At 60.5% G+C, this 21818-nt stretch carries 20 protein-coding genes, 1 tRNA gene and 2 pseudogenes; 10 read left to right on the top strand and 13 right to left on the bottom strand.

The window, feature by feature from the left end:
* Positions 1–111 precede the first annotated feature (111 nt).
* From WNY61_RS04420 to WNY61_RS04405, 4 genes are all read left to right on the top strand, one after another.
* Positions 112–2913, top strand: a complete 2802-nt coding sequence (locus WNY61_RS04420; RefSeq protein WP_342850246.1) for a glutamine-synthetase adenylyltransferase — start codon at positions 112–114, stop codon at positions 2911–2913.
* Positions 2910–3182, top strand: a complete 273-nt coding sequence (locus tag WNY61_RS04415) for a hypothetical protein (RefSeq protein WP_342850245.1) — start codon at positions 2910–2912, stop codon at positions 3180–3182. The genes WNY61_RS04420 and WNY61_RS04415 overlap by 4 nt, the downstream gene beginning before the upstream one ends.
* 62 nt (positions 3183–3244) lie before the next feature.
* A complete protein-coding gene (locus tag WNY61_RS04410; protein WP_342850244.1) occupies positions 3245–4471 on the top strand; it encodes a class I SAM-dependent rRNA methyltransferase in 1227 nt (408 codons plus the stop codon).
* A complete protein-coding gene (locus tag WNY61_RS04405) occupies positions 4471–5022 on the top strand; it encodes a PIN domain-containing protein (protein ID WP_342850243.1) in 552 nt (183 codons plus the stop codon). The genes WNY61_RS04410 and WNY61_RS04405 overlap by 1 nt, the downstream gene beginning before the upstream one ends.
* Positions 5023–5025: 3 nt before the next feature.
* Here the strand turns inward: WNY61_RS04405 and WNY61_RS04400 are convergent, their stop codons facing one another.
* The 6 genes from WNY61_RS04400 to WNY61_RS04375 form a co-directional block, all read right to left on the bottom strand.
* Positions 5026–5709, bottom strand: a complete 684-nt coding sequence (locus tag WNY61_RS04400) for a M48 family metalloprotease (RefSeq protein ID WP_342850242.1) — start codon at positions 5707–5709, stop codon at positions 5026–5028.
* 72 nt (positions 5710–5781) lie between these two features.
* Positions 5782–6213, bottom strand: coding sequence for an OsmC family protein (locus tag WNY61_RS04395; protein ID WP_342850241.1), 432 nt, complete (start codon positions 6211–6213; stop codon positions 5782–5784).
* Positions 6214–6287: 74 nt separating this feature from the next.
* A complete protein-coding gene (locus WNY61_RS04390; protein WP_342850240.1) occupies positions 6288–7478 on the bottom strand; it encodes a VWA domain-containing protein in 1191 nt (396 codons plus the stop codon).
* On the bottom strand, positions 7478–7648 hold the full coding sequence (locus WNY61_RS04385) for a hypothetical protein (protein ID WP_007120354.1): 171 nt from the start codon (positions 7646–7648) through the stop codon (positions 7478–7480). Before WNY61_RS04385 ends, WNY61_RS04390 begins: the two co-directional genes overlap by 1 nt.
* A gap of 27 nt (positions 7649–7675) precedes the next feature.
* Positions 7676–9046, bottom strand: a complete 1371-nt coding sequence (locus WNY61_RS04380) for a DUF2927 domain-containing protein (RefSeq protein ID WP_342850239.1) — start codon at positions 9044–9046, stop codon at positions 7676–7678.
* A 208-nt stretch (positions 9047–9254) separates the two neighbouring features.
* Positions 9255–10094 carry a MoxR family ATPase gene (locus WNY61_RS04375; RefSeq protein ID WP_007120356.1) on the bottom strand — a complete coding sequence of 280 codons (840 nt, stop codon included), beginning with the start codon at positions 10092–10094 and terminating at the stop codon, positions 9255–9257.
* A 167-nt stretch (positions 10095–10261) separates the two neighbouring features.
* On the opposite strand from WNY61_RS04375, the gene dksA reads away from it, so the two are divergent.
* Both dksA and WNY61_RS04365 read left to right on the top strand, forming a co-directional pair.
* Positions 10262–10684 carry an RNA polymerase-binding protein DksA gene (gene dksA / locus WNY61_RS04370; protein WP_093927218.1) on the top strand — a complete coding sequence of 141 codons (423 nt, stop codon included), beginning with the start codon at positions 10262–10264 and terminating at the stop codon, positions 10682–10684.
* A 96-nt stretch (positions 10685–10780) separates the two neighbouring features.
* Positions 10781–11947: an FAD-dependent monooxygenase gene (locus tag WNY61_RS04365; RefSeq protein ID WP_342850237.1), complete on the top strand. Its 1167-nt coding sequence runs from the start codon at positions 10781–10783 to the stop codon at positions 11945–11947.
* A gap of 32 nt (positions 11948–11979) precedes the next feature.
* On the opposite strand, the gene WNY61_RS04360 is transcribed toward WNY61_RS04365, so the two are convergent.
* The 5 genes from WNY61_RS04360 to WNY61_RS04340 all read right to left on the bottom strand — a co-directional run bounded on the left by WNY61_RS04360 (position 11980) and on the right by WNY61_RS04340 (position 16053).
* Positions 11980–13029 (bottom strand): ornithine cyclodeaminase, encoded by a 1050-nt coding sequence (locus WNY61_RS04360; protein ID WP_342850236.1) that lies wholly within the window; start codon positions 13027–13029, stop codon positions 11980–11982.
* A gap of 13 nt (positions 13030–13042) precedes the next feature.
* A complete protein-coding gene (locus WNY61_RS04355) occupies positions 13043–13954 on the bottom strand; it encodes an arginine deiminase-related protein (protein WP_342850574.1) in 912 nt (303 codons plus the stop codon).
* Positions 13954–14877 (bottom strand): arginase, encoded by a 924-nt coding sequence (gene rocF, locus WNY61_RS04350; RefSeq protein WP_342850235.1) that lies wholly within the window; start codon positions 14875–14877, stop codon positions 13954–13956. The genes WNY61_RS04355 and rocF overlap by 1 nt, the downstream gene beginning before the upstream one ends.
* 133 nt (positions 14878–15010) lie before the next feature.
* Positions 15011–15478, bottom strand: a complete 468-nt coding sequence (locus WNY61_RS04345; RefSeq protein WP_342850234.1) for a disulfide bond formation protein B — start codon at positions 15476–15478, stop codon at positions 15011–15013.
* Entirely contained in the window at positions 15475–16053 is a 579-nt protein-coding gene (locus WNY61_RS04340) for a YqaA family protein (protein ID WP_342850233.1), read from the bottom strand. Before WNY61_RS04340 ends, WNY61_RS04345 begins: the two co-directional genes overlap by 4 nt.
* 123 nt (positions 16054–16176) lie before the next feature.
* Between WNY61_RS04340 and WNY61_RS04335 the strand changes: the two genes are divergently transcribed.
* The 4 genes and pseudogenes from WNY61_RS04335 to WNY61_RS04320 all read left to right on the top strand — a co-directional run bounded on the left by WNY61_RS04335 (position 16177) and on the right by WNY61_RS04320 (position 19413).
* A tRNA-Leu gene (locus WNY61_RS04335) sits at positions 16177–16260 on the top strand.
* A 292-nt stretch (positions 16261–16552) separates the two neighbouring features.
* A pseudogene (locus tag WNY61_RS04330) lies at positions 16553–17311 on the top strand (IS5 family transposase).
* Between the two features lie 392 nt (positions 17312–17703).
* The gene (locus tag WNY61_RS04325) at positions 17704–18264 is read left to right on the top strand and encodes a GNAT family N-acetyltransferase (protein WP_342850232.1); all 561 of its coding nucleotides are present in this window, start codon (positions 17704–17706) and stop codon (positions 18262–18264) included.
* A gap of 129 nt (positions 18265–18393) precedes the next feature.
* Positions 18394–19413, top strand: coding sequence for a PHB depolymerase family esterase (locus WNY61_RS04320; protein ID WP_342850231.1), 1020 nt, complete (start codon positions 18394–18396; stop codon positions 19411–19413).
* A gap of 198 nt (positions 19414–19611) precedes the next feature.
* Here the strand turns inward: WNY61_RS04320 and WNY61_RS04315 are convergent, their stop codons facing one another.
* Positions 19612–21183 (bottom strand): hypothetical protein, encoded by a 1572-nt coding sequence (locus tag WNY61_RS04315; protein WP_342850230.1) that lies wholly within the window; start codon positions 21181–21183, stop codon positions 19612–19614.
* 129 nt (positions 21184–21312) lie between these two features.
* Positions 21313–21561: pseudogene (locus tag WNY61_RS04310) on the bottom strand (transposase); the annotation flags it as partial.
* Positions 21562–21818 lie beyond the last annotated feature (257 nt).

The following is a 21818-nucleotide window of genomic DNA, read 5'->3' as shown; positions in this document are numbered from 1 at the left end:
CCCTCGACTGCTCGGCCCCCCGTGGCGGGGCGCTGGTCGACGTCCTACCAAGGCCGCGCCTTGCTGCAACCCCCATTGACGCCAAGCGGATCAGCCCGCAAAGCTGGCCCCATGACAGACCAATCCCTTGCCGCCCGGATCACCCGTTCCCCCCGCATTTACCACCGCGAGCGCGCGCAGGATGCGGCGGCACTCTTGCCTGATCTCGCACCCGACCTGCGCGATATGGTCTCGGCTGCCGCTTCTACCGCGCCCTATCTTATGGCCCTTTTAGAGAAGGAAGCCGATTGGCTTACCCAAGCTGTAGAGAACCCTGAAGCAGCACTTGCGGCCAACCGAGACGCGGCAGCAGAATTCGCGCCCGACCGTTTGTCCGATGGGCTGCGGCAGGGCAAGCGGCGCATGGCGCTGTTGACCGCTTTGGCCGATCTTGGTGGGGTTTGGTCGCTGGAGGAAGTGACTGGCGCGCTGACCGATTACGCCGATGCGGCGTGCGGCGCGGCACTTCGCGCGGGGCTTGCCGCCCAGATCAAACGCGGCAAGCTGCCGGGCATGACGATGGACGATCTGGCCGACTGCGCGGGGATGGTCGTATTTGCCATGGGCAAGATGGGCGCGCGCGAGTTAAATTACTCATCCGACATCGACCTCATCTGCGTCTTCGACGAGAGCCGTTTTGAGCCCGATGATTTCCACGCCGCCCGCAGCGCTTTTGTCAAAGCGACGCGGGCCATGTCAGGCACGCTGAGCGATATCACCGCCCAAGGCTATGTCTTTCGCACCGATCTGCGCCTGCGTCCCGATCCTGCCGTCACCCCCGTGTGCATCGCGATGGAGGCAGCAGAGCGCTACTACGAAAGCTTGGGCCGCACATGGGAGCGTGCCGCCTATATCAAGGCACGTCCCGCCGTCGGCGACATTGCAGCGGGCGAGAAATTCCTACAATCGCTGCGCCCCTTCGTCTGGCGCCGCCATCTGGATTTCGCCGCCATCCAAGATGCCCATGACATGCGGCTGGCGATCCGTGAACACAAAGGTCTGGGCGGACCGATCACCCTGCCGGGCCATGACATGAAGCTGGGCCGCGGCGGCATCCGCGAGATTGAGTTCTTTACCCAGACCAGACAACTCATTGCCGGGGGCCGCGATCCGGACCTGCGGCCCCGGGGGACGCTGGCGGGATTGCAGGTACTGGCCGAGAAGGGCTGGGTGCCCGAAGCGATCGCCGAGACACTCAGCGATCACTACCGCGCGCACCGCACGGTCGAGCACCGTTTGCAGATGGTGCAAGACGCCCAGACCCACACGCTGCCCCGCAGCGACGCGGATTTTGAACGTCTCGCCTGTATGATGGATATGGATGTCAAAGACTTGCAGGGCGAGCTTCACAGCCGTCTTCAGGCCGTGCATGATCTGATCGAAAGCTTCTTTGCCGCCACCCGCCAAGAACCCGAGGCCGCGCGCCCGGCGCATCAATTCGACACCTCGGTGCTCGACCGTTGGCCCAGCTACCCGGCGCTGCGCTCGGAACGGGGGGCGGATATCTTTGGGCGGTTAAAGCCGCTGTTGCTTGACCGTCTGGCGCAATCGGCCAAACCGGATGAGGGGCTTTTGGCCTTCGACGGGTTCCTCTCGGGTTTGCCAGCCGGGGTGCAGCTGTTCTCGCTACTCCGAGCCAATCCGCAACTGGGCGATCTGCTGGTTGATATCGTTGCCACATCACCCGCCCTGGCCGCGCATCTGTCGCGCAATTCGGGTGTGTTTGATGCGGTGATCGGTGGGGATTTCTTCTCAGATTGGCCGGGACAAGCTACGCTGACCGAAATGTTGCAAGACCATCTGGCGCAAGAGGCAGACTATGAGCTGCGGCTCGACGGCACCCGGCGTTGGGCGCGGGAGTGGCATTTTCGGATCGGCGTGCACATGCTGCGCGGATTGATCGACGCGGCCACCGCCAGCCGCCAATATGCTGAACTAGCCCAAGCCGTTTTGCAGGCGCTCTGGCCGGTAGTGGTTGATCAATTCGCCAGCCGCCACGGCCCGCCGCCGGGGCGCGGCGCGGTGATCCTTGGTATGGGCTCGCTCGGGGCCGGGCGGCTGACACCGACCTCGGACCTTGATATGTTGGTGATCTATGATGCAGATGGGGTCGACAGTTCTGACGGGCACCGACCGCTTGCCACGCGCACCTATTATGCCCGGCTCACGCAAGCGATGATCACCGCGATGACCGCGCCGATGGCCCAAGGCAAGCTCTATGACATCGACATGCGGCTGCGGCCTTCGGGCAATCAGGGGCCGGTGGCCACCAGCCTCGCCAGCTTTGAAAGCTATCAAAAAGAACAGGCATGGGTGTGGGAGCATCTGGCCCTAACCCGCGCGCGGGTGATCGCAGGCCCCGACGATTTGGGCCAAGATGTCGAAGCGCTGCGCGAAGAGATACTGGGCCGCGCCGCACCGCGCGACAAGGTGCTAGGCGAGGTGGCAAAGATGCGCGTTCGTATCGCCGCTGCGCGCAGCCCAACCGGGCCGCTTGATGCCAAAACCGGCGCGGGGCGCTTGCAGGACATCGAACTTTTCGCCCAAGCAGGCGCGCTGATCGGCGGCACCGGCGCGCGCGAGATCGACGCAGGGCTTGCTGCTGCGCGCGCGGCAGGGGTGATTGATGCAGATGCTGAGGCCGCACTATCAAGTGCCTATACCAACGCATGGACCTTGATTTGTGCCAAACGCCTGCTGTCGGCCAAACCATTGGACGCCACAGCGTTAGGGCAGGCCGGAACGAGTTTCCTTTGTCGGGTGCTTGCCTGTGATGATCTTCCCGCTTTGGAGGCTAAGGTAGAGGCCGATTACGCCACCGCCGCCGAAATCATCGCCGCTGCGTTGCCCGATCCAGCGCAGGAGGGAACATGACCGAACGGGACCTCGACGACCCTAAGGGGCTGATCCGCGAATCCTACCGAATGGAGGGGATCGGCCCTGCTGAGTGCCGCAGTATCTTTCTTGATTGGGCGCTAAGTCTGCCCGAAGGGCGTGACAGCGGCACGGCCATCAGCGGTTTGCTGGACCGCTACGCCGCTGCGGCCCCCGAGCATCCGATGACGCAGGTGCTGCGCGATGGCCAGGCGACCATGGCCACGCCGCGCCGTCGGGGCGGTTGGCGGAGCAGGGCGCGCAACTGATCGCCCGCACGGCATCGCAAAACCCCTTTCCCAAACGGCAGGAACGCAGTACGAGGGGCGCTATGACAACGCCCCAAACCCCCTCCGCTCCGCAGCCCGCCACACTTCCCGTGGTGCGCCTTTTGCCCAAGGCCAACGCCCGCGCCATCCGCCACGGCTTTCCTTGGGTCTATGCTAATGAACTGGTCACCGACCGCCGCACGCGGGGCCTTGCCCCCGGCACGCTGGCGCGGCTTGAGGACGAAAACCGCACGCCCATGGGGCTGGTTGCGGTCAATCCGAACTCCAAGATCATCGCCCGGATGCTTGACCAAGACCCGGAAGCCGAGATCGACCAAGCGTGGTTCGAGACCCGCATCGCCCGCGCGCTTGCCCTGCGCAGCCAGCTTTACGATCAGCCCTACTACCGCCTGATCCATGCCGAGGCCGATGGTCTGCCCGGCGTCATCATCGACCGTTTCGGCGACACCTGTGTGATCCAGCCCAACGCCGCTTGGGCCGATACGCTGCTGACGTCTTTAGTGGCCGCCCTGCAATCGGTGACCGGCGTGACCAATGTGCTGAAAAACGCCGCAGGCCGGACCCGCAAGCTCGAAGGGCTGGACGATGTCTCGGCCACCGTGGCTGGCACCACCCCCGAAGGCCCGCTTCCCGTACCGATGAACGGCGCCACTTATATGGCCGACCTCACCGGTGGCCAAAAGACCGGCCTGTTCTATGACCAGCGTCCCAACCATGCCTTTGCCGCCAACCTCGCGCGCAACGGCGCACGGGTGCTGGATGTCTTTGCCCATGTTGGCGGCTTCTCGCTCGCCGCCCTCGCAAACGGCGCCTCTTCGGCGCTGGCCGTCGACGGCTCCGCGCCTGCGTTGGAACTGGCCGAAGCCGGTGCAGCCGCGATGAACATGCAAGACCGCTTTGCCACCCGCCAAGGCGATGCCTTCGACGTGCTTACCGCCCTGCGCGATGAGGGCGAGACCTTTGACGTGGTGATCTGTGACCCGCCTGCCTTTGCCCCCTCGCGCCAAGCGGTCGAGGCGGGTCTGCGCGCCTATGAGCGTGTTGCGCGTCTTTCGGCACAATTGGTGGCCGAAAACGGCGTTCTGGGGCTTTGTTCCTGCTCGCATGCCGCTGACCTTGGCCAATTCCGCACCGCCTCTGTGCGCGGCATTGGTCGGGCCGGGCGCCGTGCGATGCTGCTGCACACCGGTTTCGCCGGAGCGGACCACCCGCAGCTGCCGCAGCTTGCGGAAAGCGGATATCTGAAGTCGCTGTTCTTCCGCCTGTAATGGTGACGCGCCCCCGCGTTCTGATCGACACCTGCGTGCTTTACCCAACGGTGATGCGCGAGATGGTGCTTGGTGTGGCGCGTGGGGGCGCGTTTGAGCCGATCTGGTCCGCGCGTATCTTGGAAGAATGGGCCCGCGCGGCGATCAAGCTTGGCCCGACGGGTGAAGCTCAGGCGCGGGCTGAGATTGCGTTGCTGCGCGGCAACTGGTCGGGGGCCGAGCGCGACGCGGCCCCCGGGTTGCAAGCACGGCTGTGGCTGCCAGACGCGGATGACATTCACGTGCTGGCCGTCGCCGTGGCCAGCAGCGCTGATATAATCTTGACGCTGAATAACAAAGACTTCCCACGCCAGATCCTCGCCGAAGAGGGGCTGAGCCGCGCCGATCCTGACAGCTATCTGCATGGCATTTGGCAAGCGACCCCGGAATTGGTCGCCCCCGTGGCCGAAGCGGTCTTGCAAGAGGCGCGGCGTCTGTCGGGTGAAGACTGGCAGATGCGCGCCTTGCTTAAAAAGGCCCGTCTGCCGCGTCTGGCAAAGGCTCTGGGCTAACTCTTACCCACCCCACCGCAGCTGCATCTGGCGCAGCTTTTCGATGCGTTCTTCGGTTTTGGGGTGGCTGAGCAGCCAAGCAGGCGGACGGTTGCCCCCCGATTGGCTCAGCGCGTCTAGCTTCTCAAACAGGGAAATCTGTGGGCCGATCCCGATACCTGCCTTGGTCAGCAGCGCCGCGGCATAGGCATCGGCCTCATATTCGTCATTGCGCGACAGCCGCGCCGCGAGCAGGCTGGTCAGCCCGCTGGCGATCAGCACACCAATGCCAGGAATGAGCCGTCCCAGCACCATGGCCAGCGCCGTGCGCAGGGCGTTCTGGCCGGAGAAATCAATCATCCGCCGCCGCGAATGGCCGAGGGCGACATGGCCCAACTCATGCGCGATCACACTGGCCAATTCTTCAGCCGTTACAATACCTTGCCTGAACTTGTTATAAAATCCCCGCGTGATGAAAATCCGCCCGTCGGGCGCGGCCAATCCATTGACTGGCTCGATCTCATAAAGATGCACCTTGATGCGCGGCAGGTCGAGCGCCTTGGCCATCTTCGCGCTCATGTTATTGAGTTTGGGGTCCACCAACGGTGTCGATTTCGCATCCAACTCCCGCGCCGTGCGCCAAGCGGAAAAGCGGTACATCGCCAGCGCATAGAGGATTGCGAGAAGAATGGGGATAATGCGGATCATGCGCTCAATATGGGGAGCGGGGGGGCCGGGGGCAAGCGGCCAACGCCTGCGCCCCGGTGCTATCTGCAGCGATTAGACGAGTTTGGCGTCCATCGTAATCTCAGCGTTCAGCAGCTTGGAGATCGGGCAGTTTTCTTTGGCGGTCTTGGCGGCCTTGTCAAAGTCCTCTTGGCTCGCGCCGGGGATTTTGGCCTCAACGGTCAGATGCACTTTGGGGACGTGGAAACCACCGTCCTTCTGCTCCAGATGCACCTCTGCTTTTGTCTCGATGCTGTCAGGCGTTAAATCGCTTTCACCAAGGATCATCGACAGCGCCATCGAAAAGCAAGACGCATGGGCCGCGCCAATCAGCTCTTCGGGGTTGGTGCCCTTTTTGCCTTCAAAACGGGTGTTGAAGCCGTAGGGTTGGTCAGACAATACACCGCTTTCGGTGGAGACGTGGCCGTTGCCCTTTTTGAGCGAGCCTTCCCATTTTGCACTGCCGGTTTTCACGATCGAAGCCATTTGAATGTCCTTTCAGTGAGCTTGCGTTCGTCCCCTCAACTGGCGCGCGATCAAAAGGTTTCAAGGCCAGTCGATCAAGATCGCGTCATCGTTTTGATGCCCCGGCTTAGCCCTTCGAGGGTCATCGGCACCATGGCCTCGGGGCCGAAAATCTCTTGGATCATCGCGATCGACTGGGTGTAGCCCCACTGTCGTTCCGGCACCGGGTTGATCCACAGATGGTTTGGCCAGTGATCTCGCACGCGGGCGAGCCATGTGGCACCCGACTCCGCGTTCCAATGCTCATTCGCGCCGCCGGGATAGGCGATCTCATAGGGCGACATCGACGCGTCACCGACAAAAATGCATTTGTAATCAGACCCATAGGTTCGTAGCACCTCATGGGTGGGGATCTGCGCATCCCAGCGGCGGCGGTTGTCGCGCCAGACGCCTTCGTAAAGGCAGTTGTGAAAGTAGAAATGCTCAAGATGTTTGAACTCGCCCCGCGCGGCGCTGAACAACTCCTCGACCACCTTTACATGCGGGTCCATTGAGCCGCCGATGTCGAGAAACAGCAGCACTTTGACGGCATTGCGCCGCTCAGGCCGGGTTTTCACATCAAGATAGCCGTGTTCCGCCGTGGCGCGGATGGTGCCGTTCAGGTCGAACTCTTCTGCCGCGCCGTCCCGCGCCCACCGACGCAGGCGTTTCAGCGCCAGTTTGATGTTGCGCGTGCCAATCTCGACGTTGTCATCGAGATTACGGAACTCACGCTTGTCCCAGACCTTGACCGCGCGTTGGTGGCGGCTTTCCTTCTGGCCGATCCGCACGCCTTCGGGGTTGTAGCCGTATGCCCCGAAAGGCGAGGTGCCCGCCGTGCCAACCCATTTGGAGCCGCCCTGATGCCGGCCCTTTTGTTCCTCAAGCCGCTTTTTCAGCGTTTCCATCAGCTTGTCGAAACCGCCCATGGCTTCGATCTCGGCCTTTTCCTCGGGCGTAAGATGCTTCTCGGCCATCTTGCGCAGCCAGTCTTCGGGCAGGTCCACGGCGTCGAGCACATCATCAAGGCTGATGTTCTCTAACCCCTTGAAGGCCGCGGCAAAGGCGCGGTCGAACTTGTCGATGTTGCGCTCGTCCTTCACCATCGACACGCGGGCGAGGTAGTAAAACGCTTCAACGTCATAGGTGGCCAGCCCTGCCTTCATGCCTTCGAGAAAGGCCAGAAACTCGCGCAGCGAGACCGGAACACCGTGGCGGCGCAGTTGATCGAAGAACGGCAAAAACATCAGAGGCTCAGCGCGCGGTCCAAAAGAACCGTGGCGATCATGCCGACGATCAAAAAGGCAAAGCCATAGCCGGTTGCATATTGTGCGATGTCCTTGCGGTTGCCGCCGCGTTTGCGGGCGGTCAGCCCGCCGATTATCGCGCCGAGTATCGCCAATCCGATTGCTATCATTGTCTATCGCCCGTCTATGTTGCGGGCCTATCCATTGCGCGGGTTCAGGCTCGCGATCTCGCGCAGCTTGGCCCGCACGGCCCAGTCAGGGCCAAAGCCGTATCGCGCCCAGCCGATGCTGTCCAGCCTGACGCGGCGCGCCTCAATGCCGCGGCCTTCGATCTCCAGCGCTTCGGCCTTGAGCAGCAAAAGCGTGGCCAGAAGGGCGGCGTTTTCGCTGGCTTCGGCAATCGGCAGATGCGGCTCAATCAGGGCAAGTGCGCCTGCGCCGTCGCCGGTGGTGACCGCATAGCCCGCACGCTGCGTGGCGACATAGGCGCGGTGCAGCGTGGTGCCGGGGGTGCGGGCATAGAGGGCGTCGGCTGTCTGGTAATGCGCTTGCGCGGCGGCTGCATCGGTCATCTGCGTCACACGACCCATAGCGTAATGCGAAAAGGCGTGGCGGTTGTCCTGCCAACCCTGCGCTTGGGCGATGCGCAGGGCGTCTTGGGCTGCAGACATGCGCGCGTTGCGGCTGACTTCGCGGCCAAGGGCCGTTTGGATGGCGTGGCTCCAGACCTGCGGCGTGGCGCGCGCGGGGCGGGGGGTGACGGTGCCGCCGCCGGGGTTCAACCGCGCCAAAATGCCCGGCAGCCGTGCCGCCACCTCTTCCCGGCGCATGCCAGAGTGCAGCGCCGGGTCATAGTAGATACGCAGCACCAGCATGTCGAAACCGGTCAGCACCGTATGCACGTTGTCGTCGTTGAAAACCGAATCCGGCAGCCGGTAGAGATCGTTCAGCGGCCCGAGCGCTTGTGCCAGTTCTTCGTGCAGGCAGTCGCGGCTTTCTTGCGGGCTCACGTCATTAGGCAGGAAAATCGCCAGCTTGCGCCGTTCGGTCAGGCGCGTCCAATCGGTGGCGGCGGAGCGCCTTGTGCGGCGATACTCCTCAAGCGTGCTGACATTCGGGACCACGAAACAGGCCGCCTGCGGCAAAAGCCGCCGGATCTGGCTGCGGCTTACCGCTTGAATGGTGATGTTTGCGCTGTCGCCCGTGACCTCGCGCAGTTCAATCCCGGCTTCGCGCCGCAGACGGGCGAGCAAACGCGCAAGATCTGGTCCCATCGTCGCAGGCGGTTGCCCCAGAACGCGCAGGGTGACCGGCCCTTCAAAGCGGGTCAGAACGGGCAGGGCGCGGCCACTTTCCATGCGGAAGGACAGATCAAGGAAATCTTCGGCCAGAGATGCATTCGACACATGCGGCGTCGCGGGCCGGGCTTGGGAGAATTGCTTCATCGGGGGCAGGGTGCTGTCGGCGATCACCGCGCGGGTCGCCACCTCGGAATGGGAGGCGGGCACGCAGGCGTTCAGCAACATCATCAGCGGCAGGATCAACCGTGCCTTCACCCCGCGCCTCATGCGCTTGGGCCTTTGTGCTGCCACGTTCCGAGTGATCTATCAGAAACTGCGTACGGCGCCGCCGCGGTCTGTCCTTGCATTTGCCTGCCCCATCGGTCGCTTAAACCCGGGTCTTCGTGCCCGTGATTGACCTCAGCCTAGGCAGGCAAAAAATCAAAAGCGAGGAAAATACCCGCTTTTGATGTAAAGTCGTCTAGGTGTTGCCGCCCTACCGCTGGCGCCGCGCCATAAAGGCCAGCCGTTCAAACAGGTGCACGTCCTGCTCATTCTTCAGCAGCGCCCCGTGCAGTTTGGGCAGGGCGTTGGGGCCATCCTTGGCCAAATCCTCGGCCTCCATGTCCTCGGCCAGCAGCAGCTTCAGCCAGTCCAGCACTTCAGATGTCGAGGGTTTTTTCTTTAGACCCTGCTGTTCGCGAATTTCGTAAAACTGCGTGAGCGCGGTCGTCAAAAGCTGCTGTTTAATGCCGGGATGGTGCACTTCGACGATCTGTTTCAGCGTCTCCATTTCGGGGAATCGGATGTAGTGAAAGAAACAGCGGCGCAGGAAAGCGTCGGGCAGTTCTTTTTCATTGTTGGAGGTGATGATCACGATGGGCCGTTGGCGCGCGCGGATCGTCTCGCCCGTCTCATAGACAAAGAACTCCATCTTATCGAGTTCCTGCAACAGGTCGTTGGGGAATTCGATATCGGCCTTGTCGATCTCGTCGATCAGCAGCACGACCTTTTCATCGGCATCAAACGCCTGCCAAAGCTTGCCCTTGCGGATGTAGTTCTTGACGTCATGAACGCGCTCATCGCCCAGTTGGCTGTCGCGCAGGCGGCTCACAGCGTCGTATTCATAAAGCCCCTGCTGTGCGCGCGTCGTCGATTTGATATTCCATTCGATCATGCGCAGGCCCAAAGCGTCGCTGACCTGCCGTGCCAATTCGGTTTTGCCAGTACCCGGCTCGCCTTTCACAAGAAGCGGCCGCTCCAAGGTAACTGCCGCGTTCACGGCAATTTTCAGGTCATCGGTGGCGACGTAGTCTTTGGTGCCTTGAAATTTCATCTTGTTTTCAACCTCGTGTGACGGGCGCTTGATCCTTGGCCTTTAACCAAAAATCAAAGGGATTGTGTAGTGACAATTGTTACCCGCTCAGATAGACGCTGCGGCAGGGAAGATGTCGGGAGACAGGCTTTTTAATGTCTGAGTTGAAAACCGCCGGGGATAAAAAAATGAAGCAGGAAGTTTTCCTGCCGGACGATTACAGTCCGGCTGAGGACGAGCCATTCATGAATGACCGTCAGCTTGAGTACTTTCGTCGCAAGCTGATCAACTGGAAATCGGAACTGTTGGCAGGCAGCCGTGACACCATCGAAGCTTTGCAAGACGGCACCCGGAACATTCCGGATGTGACCGACCGCGCCTCGGAAGAGACCGACCGCGCGTTGGAATTGCGGACCCGTGACCGGGCGCGCAAACTGGTCGGAAAAATCGACGCCGCGCTGCGCCGGATCGATGAGGGGGAGTTCGGTTACTGCATGAAAACCGGCGATCCGATCTCGCTCAAACGGTTGGACGCACGGCCTATCGCGACCATGACACTTGAGGCGCAAGAGCGTCACGAGCGACGCGAGAAAGTCCACCGCGACGACTGACATTACCTGAAACATCACACGCCGGGGCTCATGCTTCGGCGTTTGTGATTGGGGCGCGGAGCCAGCTCAGTCTGGCGCGCGTGATCTGGGGCTGGCATGAAACCTTCCAATGCGATTGTCGTGGGCGGCGGGATCGGCGGGCTGGCCTTGGCCGCCGCACTGGCGCGCAAGGGCGTCGCCGTCACCTTGTTGGAGCAGGCCGCGCGGTTTTCCGATATCGGGGCGGGGCTGCAGATCAGCCCCAATGGCCTTGCCGTGTTGCGCGCGCTTGGGTTGGAACATGGGTTGAAAGCCCGCGGTGCCGTACGGGGGCAGGCGGTTCGCCTTTGCGACTATGCTAAGGGCACGCAGGTGGCGCGGCTTGATCTGACCCGTCTGCCAAATGATCAGCGCTATTATTTCCTCCATCGTACCGATCTGGTCGACCTGCTGCGCGAGGCCGCGCAGCGCGCCAACGTGAGTTTCGAGACCGACGCACAGGTTGCCTCCATCCACCCCGGTGCCTTGCCGCAGGTGCAGATGGCGCGCGGTGGGCGACGGCGGGCTGAGTTGGTCGTGGCTGCCGATGGCATACACTCGGTCGGTCGCGTGCAGTTGAATGGTGCGGACAAGGCCAGCTTCTCAGGGCAGGTGGCGTGGCGTGCGCTGATCCCCAATGATGTGGATCATGGGCCAGAAGCGCGGGTGACCATGGGGCCGGGGCGGCATCTGGTCAGCTACCCGCTACGAGAAGGGCGGCTGATAAACCTCGTCGCCGTCGAAGAGCGCCGCGATTGGGCCGCGGAAGGCTGGCAACATCAGGACGATCCCGCAAACCTGCGCCGCGCCTTTGCGGCGTTCGGTGGTGAGGCCGCGCAGATGGTCAACGCTGTAGAAGAGGTGACCCTTTGGGGGCTGCATCACCACCCCGTCGCCGCCAACTGGCAGGCAGAAGGCGTGGCGCTTTTGGGCGATGCGGCCCATCCGACGCTGCCCTTTCTGGCACAGGGCGCGAATATGGCGCTGGAAGATGCTTGGGTCTTGGCAGATTGCCTGACCCGCCAACCCCGCGTCGCCGCACTCGCCGCCTATCAGGCCGCCCGCATCGACCGCGCCCGGCGCATTGTGAAAACATCACAGGGCAACGCCGCACGTTACCACCTGCAGCCCGGCCCGATCCGTTTCGCGGCCCACAGCGGGCTGCGCATCGCCTCCAAACTCGCTCCTGGTATGATGTTGGGCGCGTTTGATTGGCTCTACGCCCATGACGTTACCAAAGCGTAAAGGCCACCGACCTTAGCCGGTGGCCCAAGGGCTTAGCCCGCCCGTTGCAGCATCCCGAATAGGTCTCGTGGATCATCGGGATCGGCCAGCAGGTCAAGCGGCTGGAACAGACCCGTCTCGGCGATCTGGTCGCGGACATAGCGCAGGGCCGAGAAATCCTCGATCGCGAAACCAACCGAGTCGAAAAGCGTGATCTGCTCCGCGCTGCGGCGGCCTTCGGCTTGGCCGGTCAGCACCTGCCAAATCTCGGTGACTTCGTGATCTGCATCCAACTGCTGAATTTCACCTTCAATGCGCGTCTGCTCAGGGAACTCCACAAAGATATCAGAGCGGTGCAGGATCGCTGGGGCCAGCTCCGTCTTGCCCGGGCAGTCGCCGCCAATCGCGTTGATATGCACGCCAGAGCCGACCATATTGTCGGTCAGGATCGTGGCATATTGCTTGTCTGCGGTGCAGGTGGTGATGATCTGCGCGCCAAGGATCGCGTCCTCCGCCGTGTCACATTCCACGACCTTGATGCCGTGGCCTGCCAGATTGCGCGCACATTTCGCGGTCGCCGCGCGGTCGATATCATAGAGCCGCACCTCATCCACGCCGCAGATCGCCTTCATCGCAAGGCTCTGGAACTCGGACTGTGCGCCATTGCCGATCATCGCCATGACGTGCGCGCCCTTGGGTGCCAGCAGGCGGGCCACCACAGCGGAGGTCGCTGCCGTGCGCAGCGCCGTGAGGATCGTCATCTCGGTGAGCAGCACGGGATAGCCATTGTCGACGTTGGCCAAAAGGCCAAAGGCAGTCACGGTTTGAAACCCGTCCTTGGTGTTGTCGGGGTGGCCGTTGACGTATTTAAAGCCATAAACGTCACCGTCCGAGGTCGGCATCAATTCGATCACGCCCTTCTCGGAATGGCTCGCCACACGCGGGGTCTTGTCGAACAGCTCCCAGCGTTTGAAGTCGGCCTCGATATACTCGGCCAGCCCGCGCAGCATGTCTTCGACGCCGATGTGGTGAATCAGCTTCATCATCTTGTCGACAGAAACGAAAGGCACCAGCGCCTTGTCGGAGGGTTTGAGATTGGTCATGGGTCAGGTCTTTCTAATTGCGGCGGGCAAGGTGCAGGCCGGCGATCATACACCGGACAGACCCGCCAGCGGTCTCAATTGTAGGAATGGTCAGGGGCAGAATGCGGGCGTGGGCCTCGATCCTTGCCACCTGATCGGGGTCTAGAGCGGCCAGTGCGCGGGCAGAAATGGCCATGATCAGCCCGTCGTCACCGTCCAGTTCAATGGCATTTCCGGCAAACTCATCGATCTGATGCGCGGTAAGCGCGATCACATCTCTTCCGGTTTCAGCGAGCCTGTCTCGGACCATCTCGCGGCGCTTGGAATCGCTGATCAGATCAAGCCCGACCAGCGCTACCTTGGTCCCAACGGCCATCAAAACATTGGTATGATAGACCGGACGGCCTTGGGCATCATGGGCATCAAAGGCAATCGGCTCAAAGTTGAAGTTGGTGCAGAACCGCTCCAGCAGAATTGGATCGGCGCGGTGCGAGCGCGCCACATAGGCAACGCGCCCGATGTGATCGAGCACCATCGCTCCGGTGCCTTCGAGCGCGAGATCGTCATGTTCAAGGCCGGAATAGTCGATCACGTCCTGCACCCTGTAACGGGTCTTGAGCAGGTCGATCACATCCCACCTGCGCTCTCGGCGGCGGTTCGCGGCATACATCGGATAGACCGCGACATGCCCGCCGGCATGGGTTGAGAACCAGTTGTTCGGAAATACACTGTCGGGCGTCTCGGTGCCGGTGTCGTCGAAATCGTGCACGGTGATGCCGACGCCGCGCAGCGCGGTGACGACGTGGTCAAACTCGGCCCTTGCGGCCTCGGCAACATTCCCAACGCTGGCGCGTTGAAAGGCATTGTCGGCCTGTGTCTCAGGGTTGGAGCGGAAATGATGTGGGCGGATCATCACAACCGCCCGCGGTGCCTGTGCCTGCATGATCAATAAGCACGGGTTGGGCGGTCAAACACGCGGCGGCCAAAGGCCGAGGCGGTGAGGTCCACCATCAGTTGCGCAGTGCGGCCACGCTCGTCGAGGAACGGGTTCAACTCGACAAGATCGAGCGAGGTCATCAGGCCACTGTCATGCAGCATTTCCATCACCAGATGGCCCTCGCGCACCGTCGCGCCGCCCGGCACCGTGGTGCCCACGGCAGGGGCTACCGAGGGGTCAAGAAAATCGACATCCAGCGACACATGCAGCATCCCGCCCGCCGCTCCGACTTTATCAAGGAAGCGCTGCAACGGCTTGGCGATGCCGCTCTCGTCGATCTCGCGCATGTCGACGTAAGTCACAGTGGTGTCCTGCAAGGCGGCCCGCTCAAGCGCGTCGACCGAGCGCAGGCCGATCATGGCGATATTATCATGGGGCAGGGGTGTTTCGATCTTCGGAAATCCGTCAAACCCTTCGCGCCCGGTGACATAGCCCAAGGGCGTGCCGTGCAAGTTGCCGCTGTCGCTGGTCTGAGGCGTGTGAAAATCCGTATGCGCATCAAGCCACAGCACGAAGAGCGGGCGTCCTGCTCTTTCAGCGTGGCGCATGGCACCCAGCACGGTGCCAAGGGCCAGCGCATGATCGCCGCCCATGAAAATCGGCAAGCCGTCGTCCATCGCGGCATTGGCGGCAGCGGCGAGGCTCTCGGTCCATGCGATGGTCTCTTCCAGCGCGTGCAGCTTTTCATGCTCCTGCGCGTGGAAGGGTGCAGGCGCGACATTGCCCCAGTCTGTGACGCTGTGGCCAAGGTCGCGCAGCGCGCGCTCAAGCCCTGCGGTGCGGTAGGCGTCCGGCCCCATCAGACAGCCACGGCGGCGCTTGCCGCTGTCCAGCGGGACACCCAGTAAGATGCAGTTCTGTTGGTTCGACATGGAGGACTCCTCTGGTGTTTGAACCCAGATAATCCGCGCATCTGTCTAACAGCAAGACGTCAAACTGTTCAATATGATGGTGATTTAGACAAACAGAAGGTCCGTCTGTCCAGTTTGTCGAATGCCTTGCCGTTTACACGGTTCGGCGCGCAGCGGCGACCCACAGGCCGACCAAGATAAAGGAAAAAATCGCATTCCACCCGGCCATCGACAAGCCAAGCAGTTGCCAGACGATTTCATCACACATAACCAAGCCGCTGGGGCCGTCGGTCGACAAAAGCGACCCCCCATCGAGGCTGCCCAAGTCCATGCCGCCACCGGTGCAGGAACTCGGCCCCGGCCACCAGCCCCATTCAACGCCCGCGTGATACGCTCCGATCAACCCTGTCACTGCCGCCGCCAAGGCACCAAGCCAGGCTAAAACGCGGGGGCCACCAAACAGCAGAATCGCGCCTATCAGCACTGCCGCCGCATGGGGCCAGCGTTGCCAAAGGCACATCTGACAGGGCGCGTAGCCGCCCAAATGCTGAAAGCCAAATGCGCCAAGCAGCAGAGCAGCAGAGCCAAGCGTTGCCAACAAAGTCAAAGTCTTACCAGTCATAGAACCTTTACCACCATAAAGCCGCCAATCAGTAAGGCGATGGCCAATGTGAACATCATTCCCAAACGGCGTTCAATGAAATCCCGGATCGGTGCGCCAAAGCGCCACAGCAGCCCTGCCACCACAAAGAACCGCAGCCCGCGGGCAAGGATCGAGGTCATAATAAAGATGCCCAGCGGCATCCCCGTCCAGCCCGACATGATTGTGATGACCTTGTAGGGGAAGGGCGTGACGCCCGCGACCAGCACGGCCCAGAAGCCCATGTCGTTGAACCGGGTCGAGAATTCCGCCATGGCGTCTGCCTTGCCCAGGCTCGCAAGGATCGGCTGTCCGAGGCTCTCGAACGCCAGCGCGCCAATGGCATAGCCCAAAAGCCCGCCCAGAACCGACGCCAGCAGCGCCACGCCGGCAATTAACCACGCGCGGTTGGGCCGCGCGATGATCATCGGAATCATCAAGATATCAGGGGGGATGGGAAAGAAGGAGCTTTCAACAAAAGCGACAACGGCAAGCGCCCAGAGGGCATGGCGATGTTGGGCCAAGCCCAGCGTCCAGTCATAAAGTCGGCGGATCATTCGGGGGCTCCGGCTGTTTTATATGCCTCACCATGTCGCGTGACCAAGGTCAAGCAAGCAGGACTTAGAATTTGTGAAAATCCTCTTGCTCACGCCGTCTTTGCAGGCTACATCGCCCCACGTGCCCAAGTGGCGGAATGGTAGACGCAGGGGATTCAAAATCCCCCGCCGCGAGGCGTGCCGGTTCGAGTCCGGCCTTGGGTACCACCTTGTTTTCGCAAGGTTTTCCGTAAATTACTAGTAATGGGTTGGAGCGGTATGTTCACTTCGCCCCCCCATGTATGCCCCCCTTTCTCGTTTTATTCTCTATTTGTTCTGTCTCTTCTCCGTTGATTTTTAATACTTCAATCTTTGCGATGATGCCATATTGAAGGAACGCGTCCCGCTCGGATCGGTAGCCTTAGGGGGCTTGTATTTAAGTTTCCTAGGGTCAGGACCCATTAATCGATTGAGCTTGTCGCGTTGTCATGTCTCACGATCCCCAGTTTTGGGGGATATTATGAGCAACTTATACTGGCTGAATGAGGCCCAGATGGAGCGTCTGCGGCCTTACTTTCCTAAGAGCCGAGGTCGTGATCGCGTTGATGACAGGCGTGTTCTGAGTGGCATTATCTTCATCAATCGCAACGGTTTAACGTGGTGCGATGCACCAACGGACTATGGCCCACCAAAGACGTTGTATAGTCGCTGGAAGCGTTGGAGTGGTATGGGCGTGTTTGCCCGGATCATAATGGGATTGGCCGAACAATACCCTGATAACAAAACTATCTGAATTGATGCAATAGACCTCAAGGCGCATCGCACGACTTCCAACCTGCGGTTAAAAAAGGGGGGGCGTGGACGCCTGATTGGGCAAACTAAAGGCGGCATGAACACCAAGCTGCATGCTGTAACAGACACCAGCGGCCGTCCTGTCCGCCTGTTCATAACCGCTGGGCAGGTCAGCGATTATACTGGTGCTGCGGCTTTGTTGAACGGCCTGGGTGAGGCGGCGTGGCTTCTCGCTAATCGAGGGTATGATGCTGGTTGGTTCCGCGAAACCCTCGCAGATAAGGGCACCGAACCCTGCATCCCGGGGCGCAAATCGCGCAAGAAGACCGTCAAGTATGACAAAAGACGATACAAACGCCGCAACCGCATCGAAAGGATGTTCGGCAGGCTCAAAGACTGGCGACGTGTCTCAACCCGTTATGACCGCTGCCCAAACGTCTTCCTGTCAGCAATCACTCTCCCAACAACGATTATTTTCTGGTTATGAGTCCTGACCCTAGGTCCGCTGACTGTCAGATCGCCGCGCTGAGTTTGTGCGGCATCTACAGCACCCCAAAAAGCACAGACCGCCTCGGCATTAGCCTTGGGTCGATACCTGCAGCAACGCCAATTTGCTGGTGGAGGGACTCAGATCAACGCCTCTGAATCGGGTTGTGACGAGAATATTATGTCAGCCTTCGCGGGTGTCTACGCATCTCCAACGGGAACTGCCGCCATGCAATTTCAAGAAAGCTGATCAAGATGCAGTTTTCCAATGACGCAGGGTCAGTGTCAGATTAAAGACAATTAACGTAGTTTTTGCTGCACTGCAGCACTACATTATCAGCGGGAGGCCCATTTTGGCGTCGGTAATTCGATGCCGCCAAGGAGCCTAAGTCTATGAGCGAACACCCTCTTTCTGCTATCCCTGAAATTCGGAAACTCTGGCGGTGTGATACACCCGACGTTGCCGAGCATCTCTTGCGCCTCGACCCGCATACGCGCCGTTCGCGGTTCGGGGCTGTCGTCAAAGACGATTTTATAGAGCAGTACGCCGAAGGCATCATTGCATTCGATACAGTGGTTTTTGGAGCGTTCTTTGATGGCCAGCTGCGTGCAATCGGTGAGTTGCGAGGCATGCCTCAATCCTGGCCGCGCCACGCGGAACTTTCTCTGTCGGTCGAACCGGATTGGCAAGGCAAGGGGATCGGCAGCACGCTTTTTTCCCGATTGATCGAGGCCTCACAAAACCGCGGCATCAGATCTCTGCATGTACTTTTTCTAAGCGAGAACAAAAAGATGCAGAGTATCGCCGGGAAGTATCATCCCGAAACCAACTTAAACGATGGCCAGATCGAAGCAGCGTTGGAGCCGCCTTGGGCAACACCTATGTCCTTCGCCCGCGAGATGTTGGCGGATGCCAACGCTTGTATACGGCGTTGTCTATTGGTTGCGACATGACGCGCTGCAGGGCAAATTGCACATTGAATGTGAGGCCAAATGTTTGATCCATTCAAACGTGCGCGTTCGAAGGCAGCGGGAAAGGCCCGGCGTGCTACCGTTAAGACTATGGCCAGTGCATGGGGCACAATGCTTGCCCCCACCAAGCCCGGAAAGCCTAAGGTCCAGAAAAAATTGAAGTCTTCCGCGCCTAAGCGCAAGGGGGCGTCCAGCCGTGACCGGAGCGCTGTGGAATCCAAAAAAATTCCGAGAACTGCTCAATCAAGGGTGTCCGTGCCGCGCGGTGCGTCGTTTTCTGAAGCGAAATTTGAGAGTGAGTTTGGCAGCCGGTCGTACATGCTCTATGTGCCAAAGATCGCAAAGGTGGCAGATGACCCGTTGCCGCTGATCGTGATGCTGCACGGGTGTGGGCAGACCCCGAAAGACTTCGCGCGCGGCACAGGTATGAACGCGCTGGCTGAGGAGTTCGGTTTTCTGGTTCTCTACCCTACGCAAGCACGTGCCGCACATCATCGGCGCTGTTGGAATTGGTATCAACGGGGTGATCAGGCTCGCGGTGCTGGAGAGCCCGCCCTGCTTGCTGGCCTAACGCAACATATCATCGCTGGCGAGCAAGTCGATCCCGCCAAAGTCTACGTTGCCGGTCTGTCGGCAGGTGCGGCTGCAGCGTTAATTTTGGCAACTGCATATCCCGATATATTTGCGGCAGTCGGTGTCCATTCTGGTCTAGCGGTTGGTGCTGCCCATAACAAAGGTACTGCACCGAGAGCGATGCAACTTGGTGACCCCGGCCAGCGTCACGACGCGCCGATGCCCAGCATTATCTTTCACGGAAACGCTGACAAGGTCGTCAACCCACGCAACGGTCGCTTCGTCGCCATTCGAGCGGTGGAGCCATTCGGCAGCCTGAGCATGTCGGAGAAGTCTGGTCGCATACCTGATGGCCGCGAATACATCCGTACAGTGCATCGCATTGGCAAGGGACGTCCGCTCGTTGAGCTGTGGGTCGTGCAAGGGTCTGGGCATGCATGGTCGGGTGGCCATGCTGCCGGAAGCTACACCGATCCCAAAGGACCGGATGCCTCGCGTGAGATAGCTCGGTTTTTCTTACGGCACCGAACCACTAAAAAACGCCGTCGAGCGCATTAGGCTGTAGACCCATTAATCTGTTTGATGATGTCATGCCTGCATGATTCAATTTCCGCATGCTGAGAGGAAATTATGAGCAATCTTTGCTGGCTGGACGGCGACCAAATGGCGCGGCTCCGCCAGTATTTTTGCACCTTCATCAATGCAATGGTCCGAGGCCGTGGTCTCATCAAGCTTTAAACGGGTACGACTTCGCCCTCAACGCACTGCGCAGCGAAGGCGAACTATAGCCTGTCTTGTATTTTCGCCAAGGCCGCCGCTGCGGTCAAAATTTTCTGCCGGCGTGCCGAACGGAACGCGCTCACGATCAAAGAATGACACCAGTTCCATTGCAGAGATCGCGTCGAGCCGACCCTGTCGATCCCGGTCGCCGGTCCACATCCCGATCAGAGCTTCGCCGTCGCCCAAAAGCGGCGCGCCATCGCCCCCGAGCTCACGATCATTAATGTCGATTCGCAGCGCAGAGTCGCTTCTGTTTGACGCCACGGTGCCGCGGGCGCTGCGAAGCCCGTCACGGTCCGAGCGCACGGCCAAAGTTACGCCCGCGCCCAATCGCGGCAAGCCAGAGACTAAGGGAACCCAATTGTTTGACCGACCAGGTGCGGCGTAGACCGCAAGCCTTAAGTTGGGATCTCGCGCGACTTGCGTCAGAACGGGCCCGTTCTCAAGGCGGACGCTACCGCTGCAAAAACGATTCAGCTCATCCGGAGCGATGATGTCGGTGGTGTTTACGAAGATCCCAGTAGTGGACGCGCTTGCCAGCCGCTCTGCATCACGGCGGCGCTCCTCTGCAAGGCGGCGATCCTTCTCTAGCCGACGGTCGGACACGGAAGGAAGATCAGCGGTGGTGTCATCCTTTTCCGTCAGCCGCTCTAGCGCTTCCGTCAATATGAGCCCGAGAATTGCCTCTAGCGGGTCGCCACTACGGCCTGGCGCATTCGGGCCTGCTGACTGGCTGGGCGGCGGGGCCGGCAAGGCAGAACCGTCCTGCAGCAAGGCGGCCAGCACGTTTGTCGGCGCCGGATCGAGACTCTGCATGCGACTGCGTGCAAAACTCGACGCGATCAGTTGAAGACGTCCGCGATTTGTCTCATTCGCGATGACAATATGTGTCATCCACGGCGTCGCGGAATTGGCTGTTCCAGCGCGGTCGGAACGAACGTAAGCAAAGCGCCCGCCGCGCATCTCAGCCGCTGTAACGATGCGGTCGCTTTGGCTCAAACGATAGGGGCTGGTCCCTTGCAACGCATCGCGGACGAATTCGTTGTGCAGTGCCTCCGGTCGCTCGAATGCGGGGCGCGCGATCAGAATTAACCCACCATCCGGAGAAGCCAGACGCTCTTCCCCGTCAGTCGACTGATCCTGTAGAAGGGTCTCCGGCCGGATGTGCCAGACGCCCGTTTCGGAATGCCAAGCCGGCGCCCAGTCATTCGATGATCGCTCTGCCTCGAAGTTGCGGATCAAGGCGCGGATGTCGCGCCATGTCGCGCGTTGCCCGCCGTTAGCGCTTCGCACCCACTGGTTCAACGCGGCTGCGCTGCCCCGTCCCCACGCCCCGTCCAACAAACCGTCATACGAGCGCTCAAGCGCAAGCGCGCCTTGCAAAATACGCGCTTCTTCTCGAGATACTTGGACGGAATCGAAATCATCGGACAGTCGGATGGACCGCCCCTGCGCCTGCGCGCCCGTTGAGTAGATCACAAGCATAGACAGTCCTAATGCGAGACCTTGCATCAAACGGGTGAAACAGTGGCTGTCACGTTTGGTCATTTGGGTTCTCCAGTCGTCAAGCAATCCACTCGAGGTGCTGCTTCAAAAGTCTATCCACCCCGATCGCATTTAGAAACTGCAAAGGTACTTCCCAGCCCTTGACCTGCCCCCCCCCCACTGGTCCCTCACTCATAACGAGAGTTTGCAGGTTTGGTTTTGATAGTTGGGGGTTCCGGATCGGGCAAGCGCGGTGGGCGCGGAGCCCTCAAATTGCTCAAGCGCCTGCCGCGCTTGCTTTGGCGTCCGGTTTCCGAGCGATGAGTGCGGCCTGACAGTGTTGTAGTCGTAGCGCCAGAGGGCCAGCTTCCGCCGCGCATCATCGAAAGTGTCGAAGATCTCCTCATTCAGCAGTTCATCGCGCAGGCTGCCGTTGAATGACTAGAAGGTAGGCGCGCTGTACGAGCGGAGAGATGCTCGGTTTCCTTCCTTTTCTTAGACAGAAACTTCTGGCACTCCTTGTGTTCTGCCTCCGCACCGAAAGACTGTTTTATGTCTCAACGCTTGGGCAAGAACGTCGTCAGGGATACCACCTTGGTGGAGGCAGAGGTCTTCAAATATCAATCTGAGGCCGTAATTTCGAACAATGTCTGAGCGAATTCTGATCTCGGCACACAGACGTGCATCCCCCCACTGCT

The organism is Sulfitobacter sp. AS92, from assembly GCF_038900015.1.
Lineage (GTDB): Bacteria > Pseudomonadota > Alphaproteobacteria > Rhodobacterales > Rhodobacteraceae > Sulfitobacter.
Note: the sequence above shows the minus strand (reverse complement) of the source record. Positions and strands in the feature narration are given on the sequence as shown.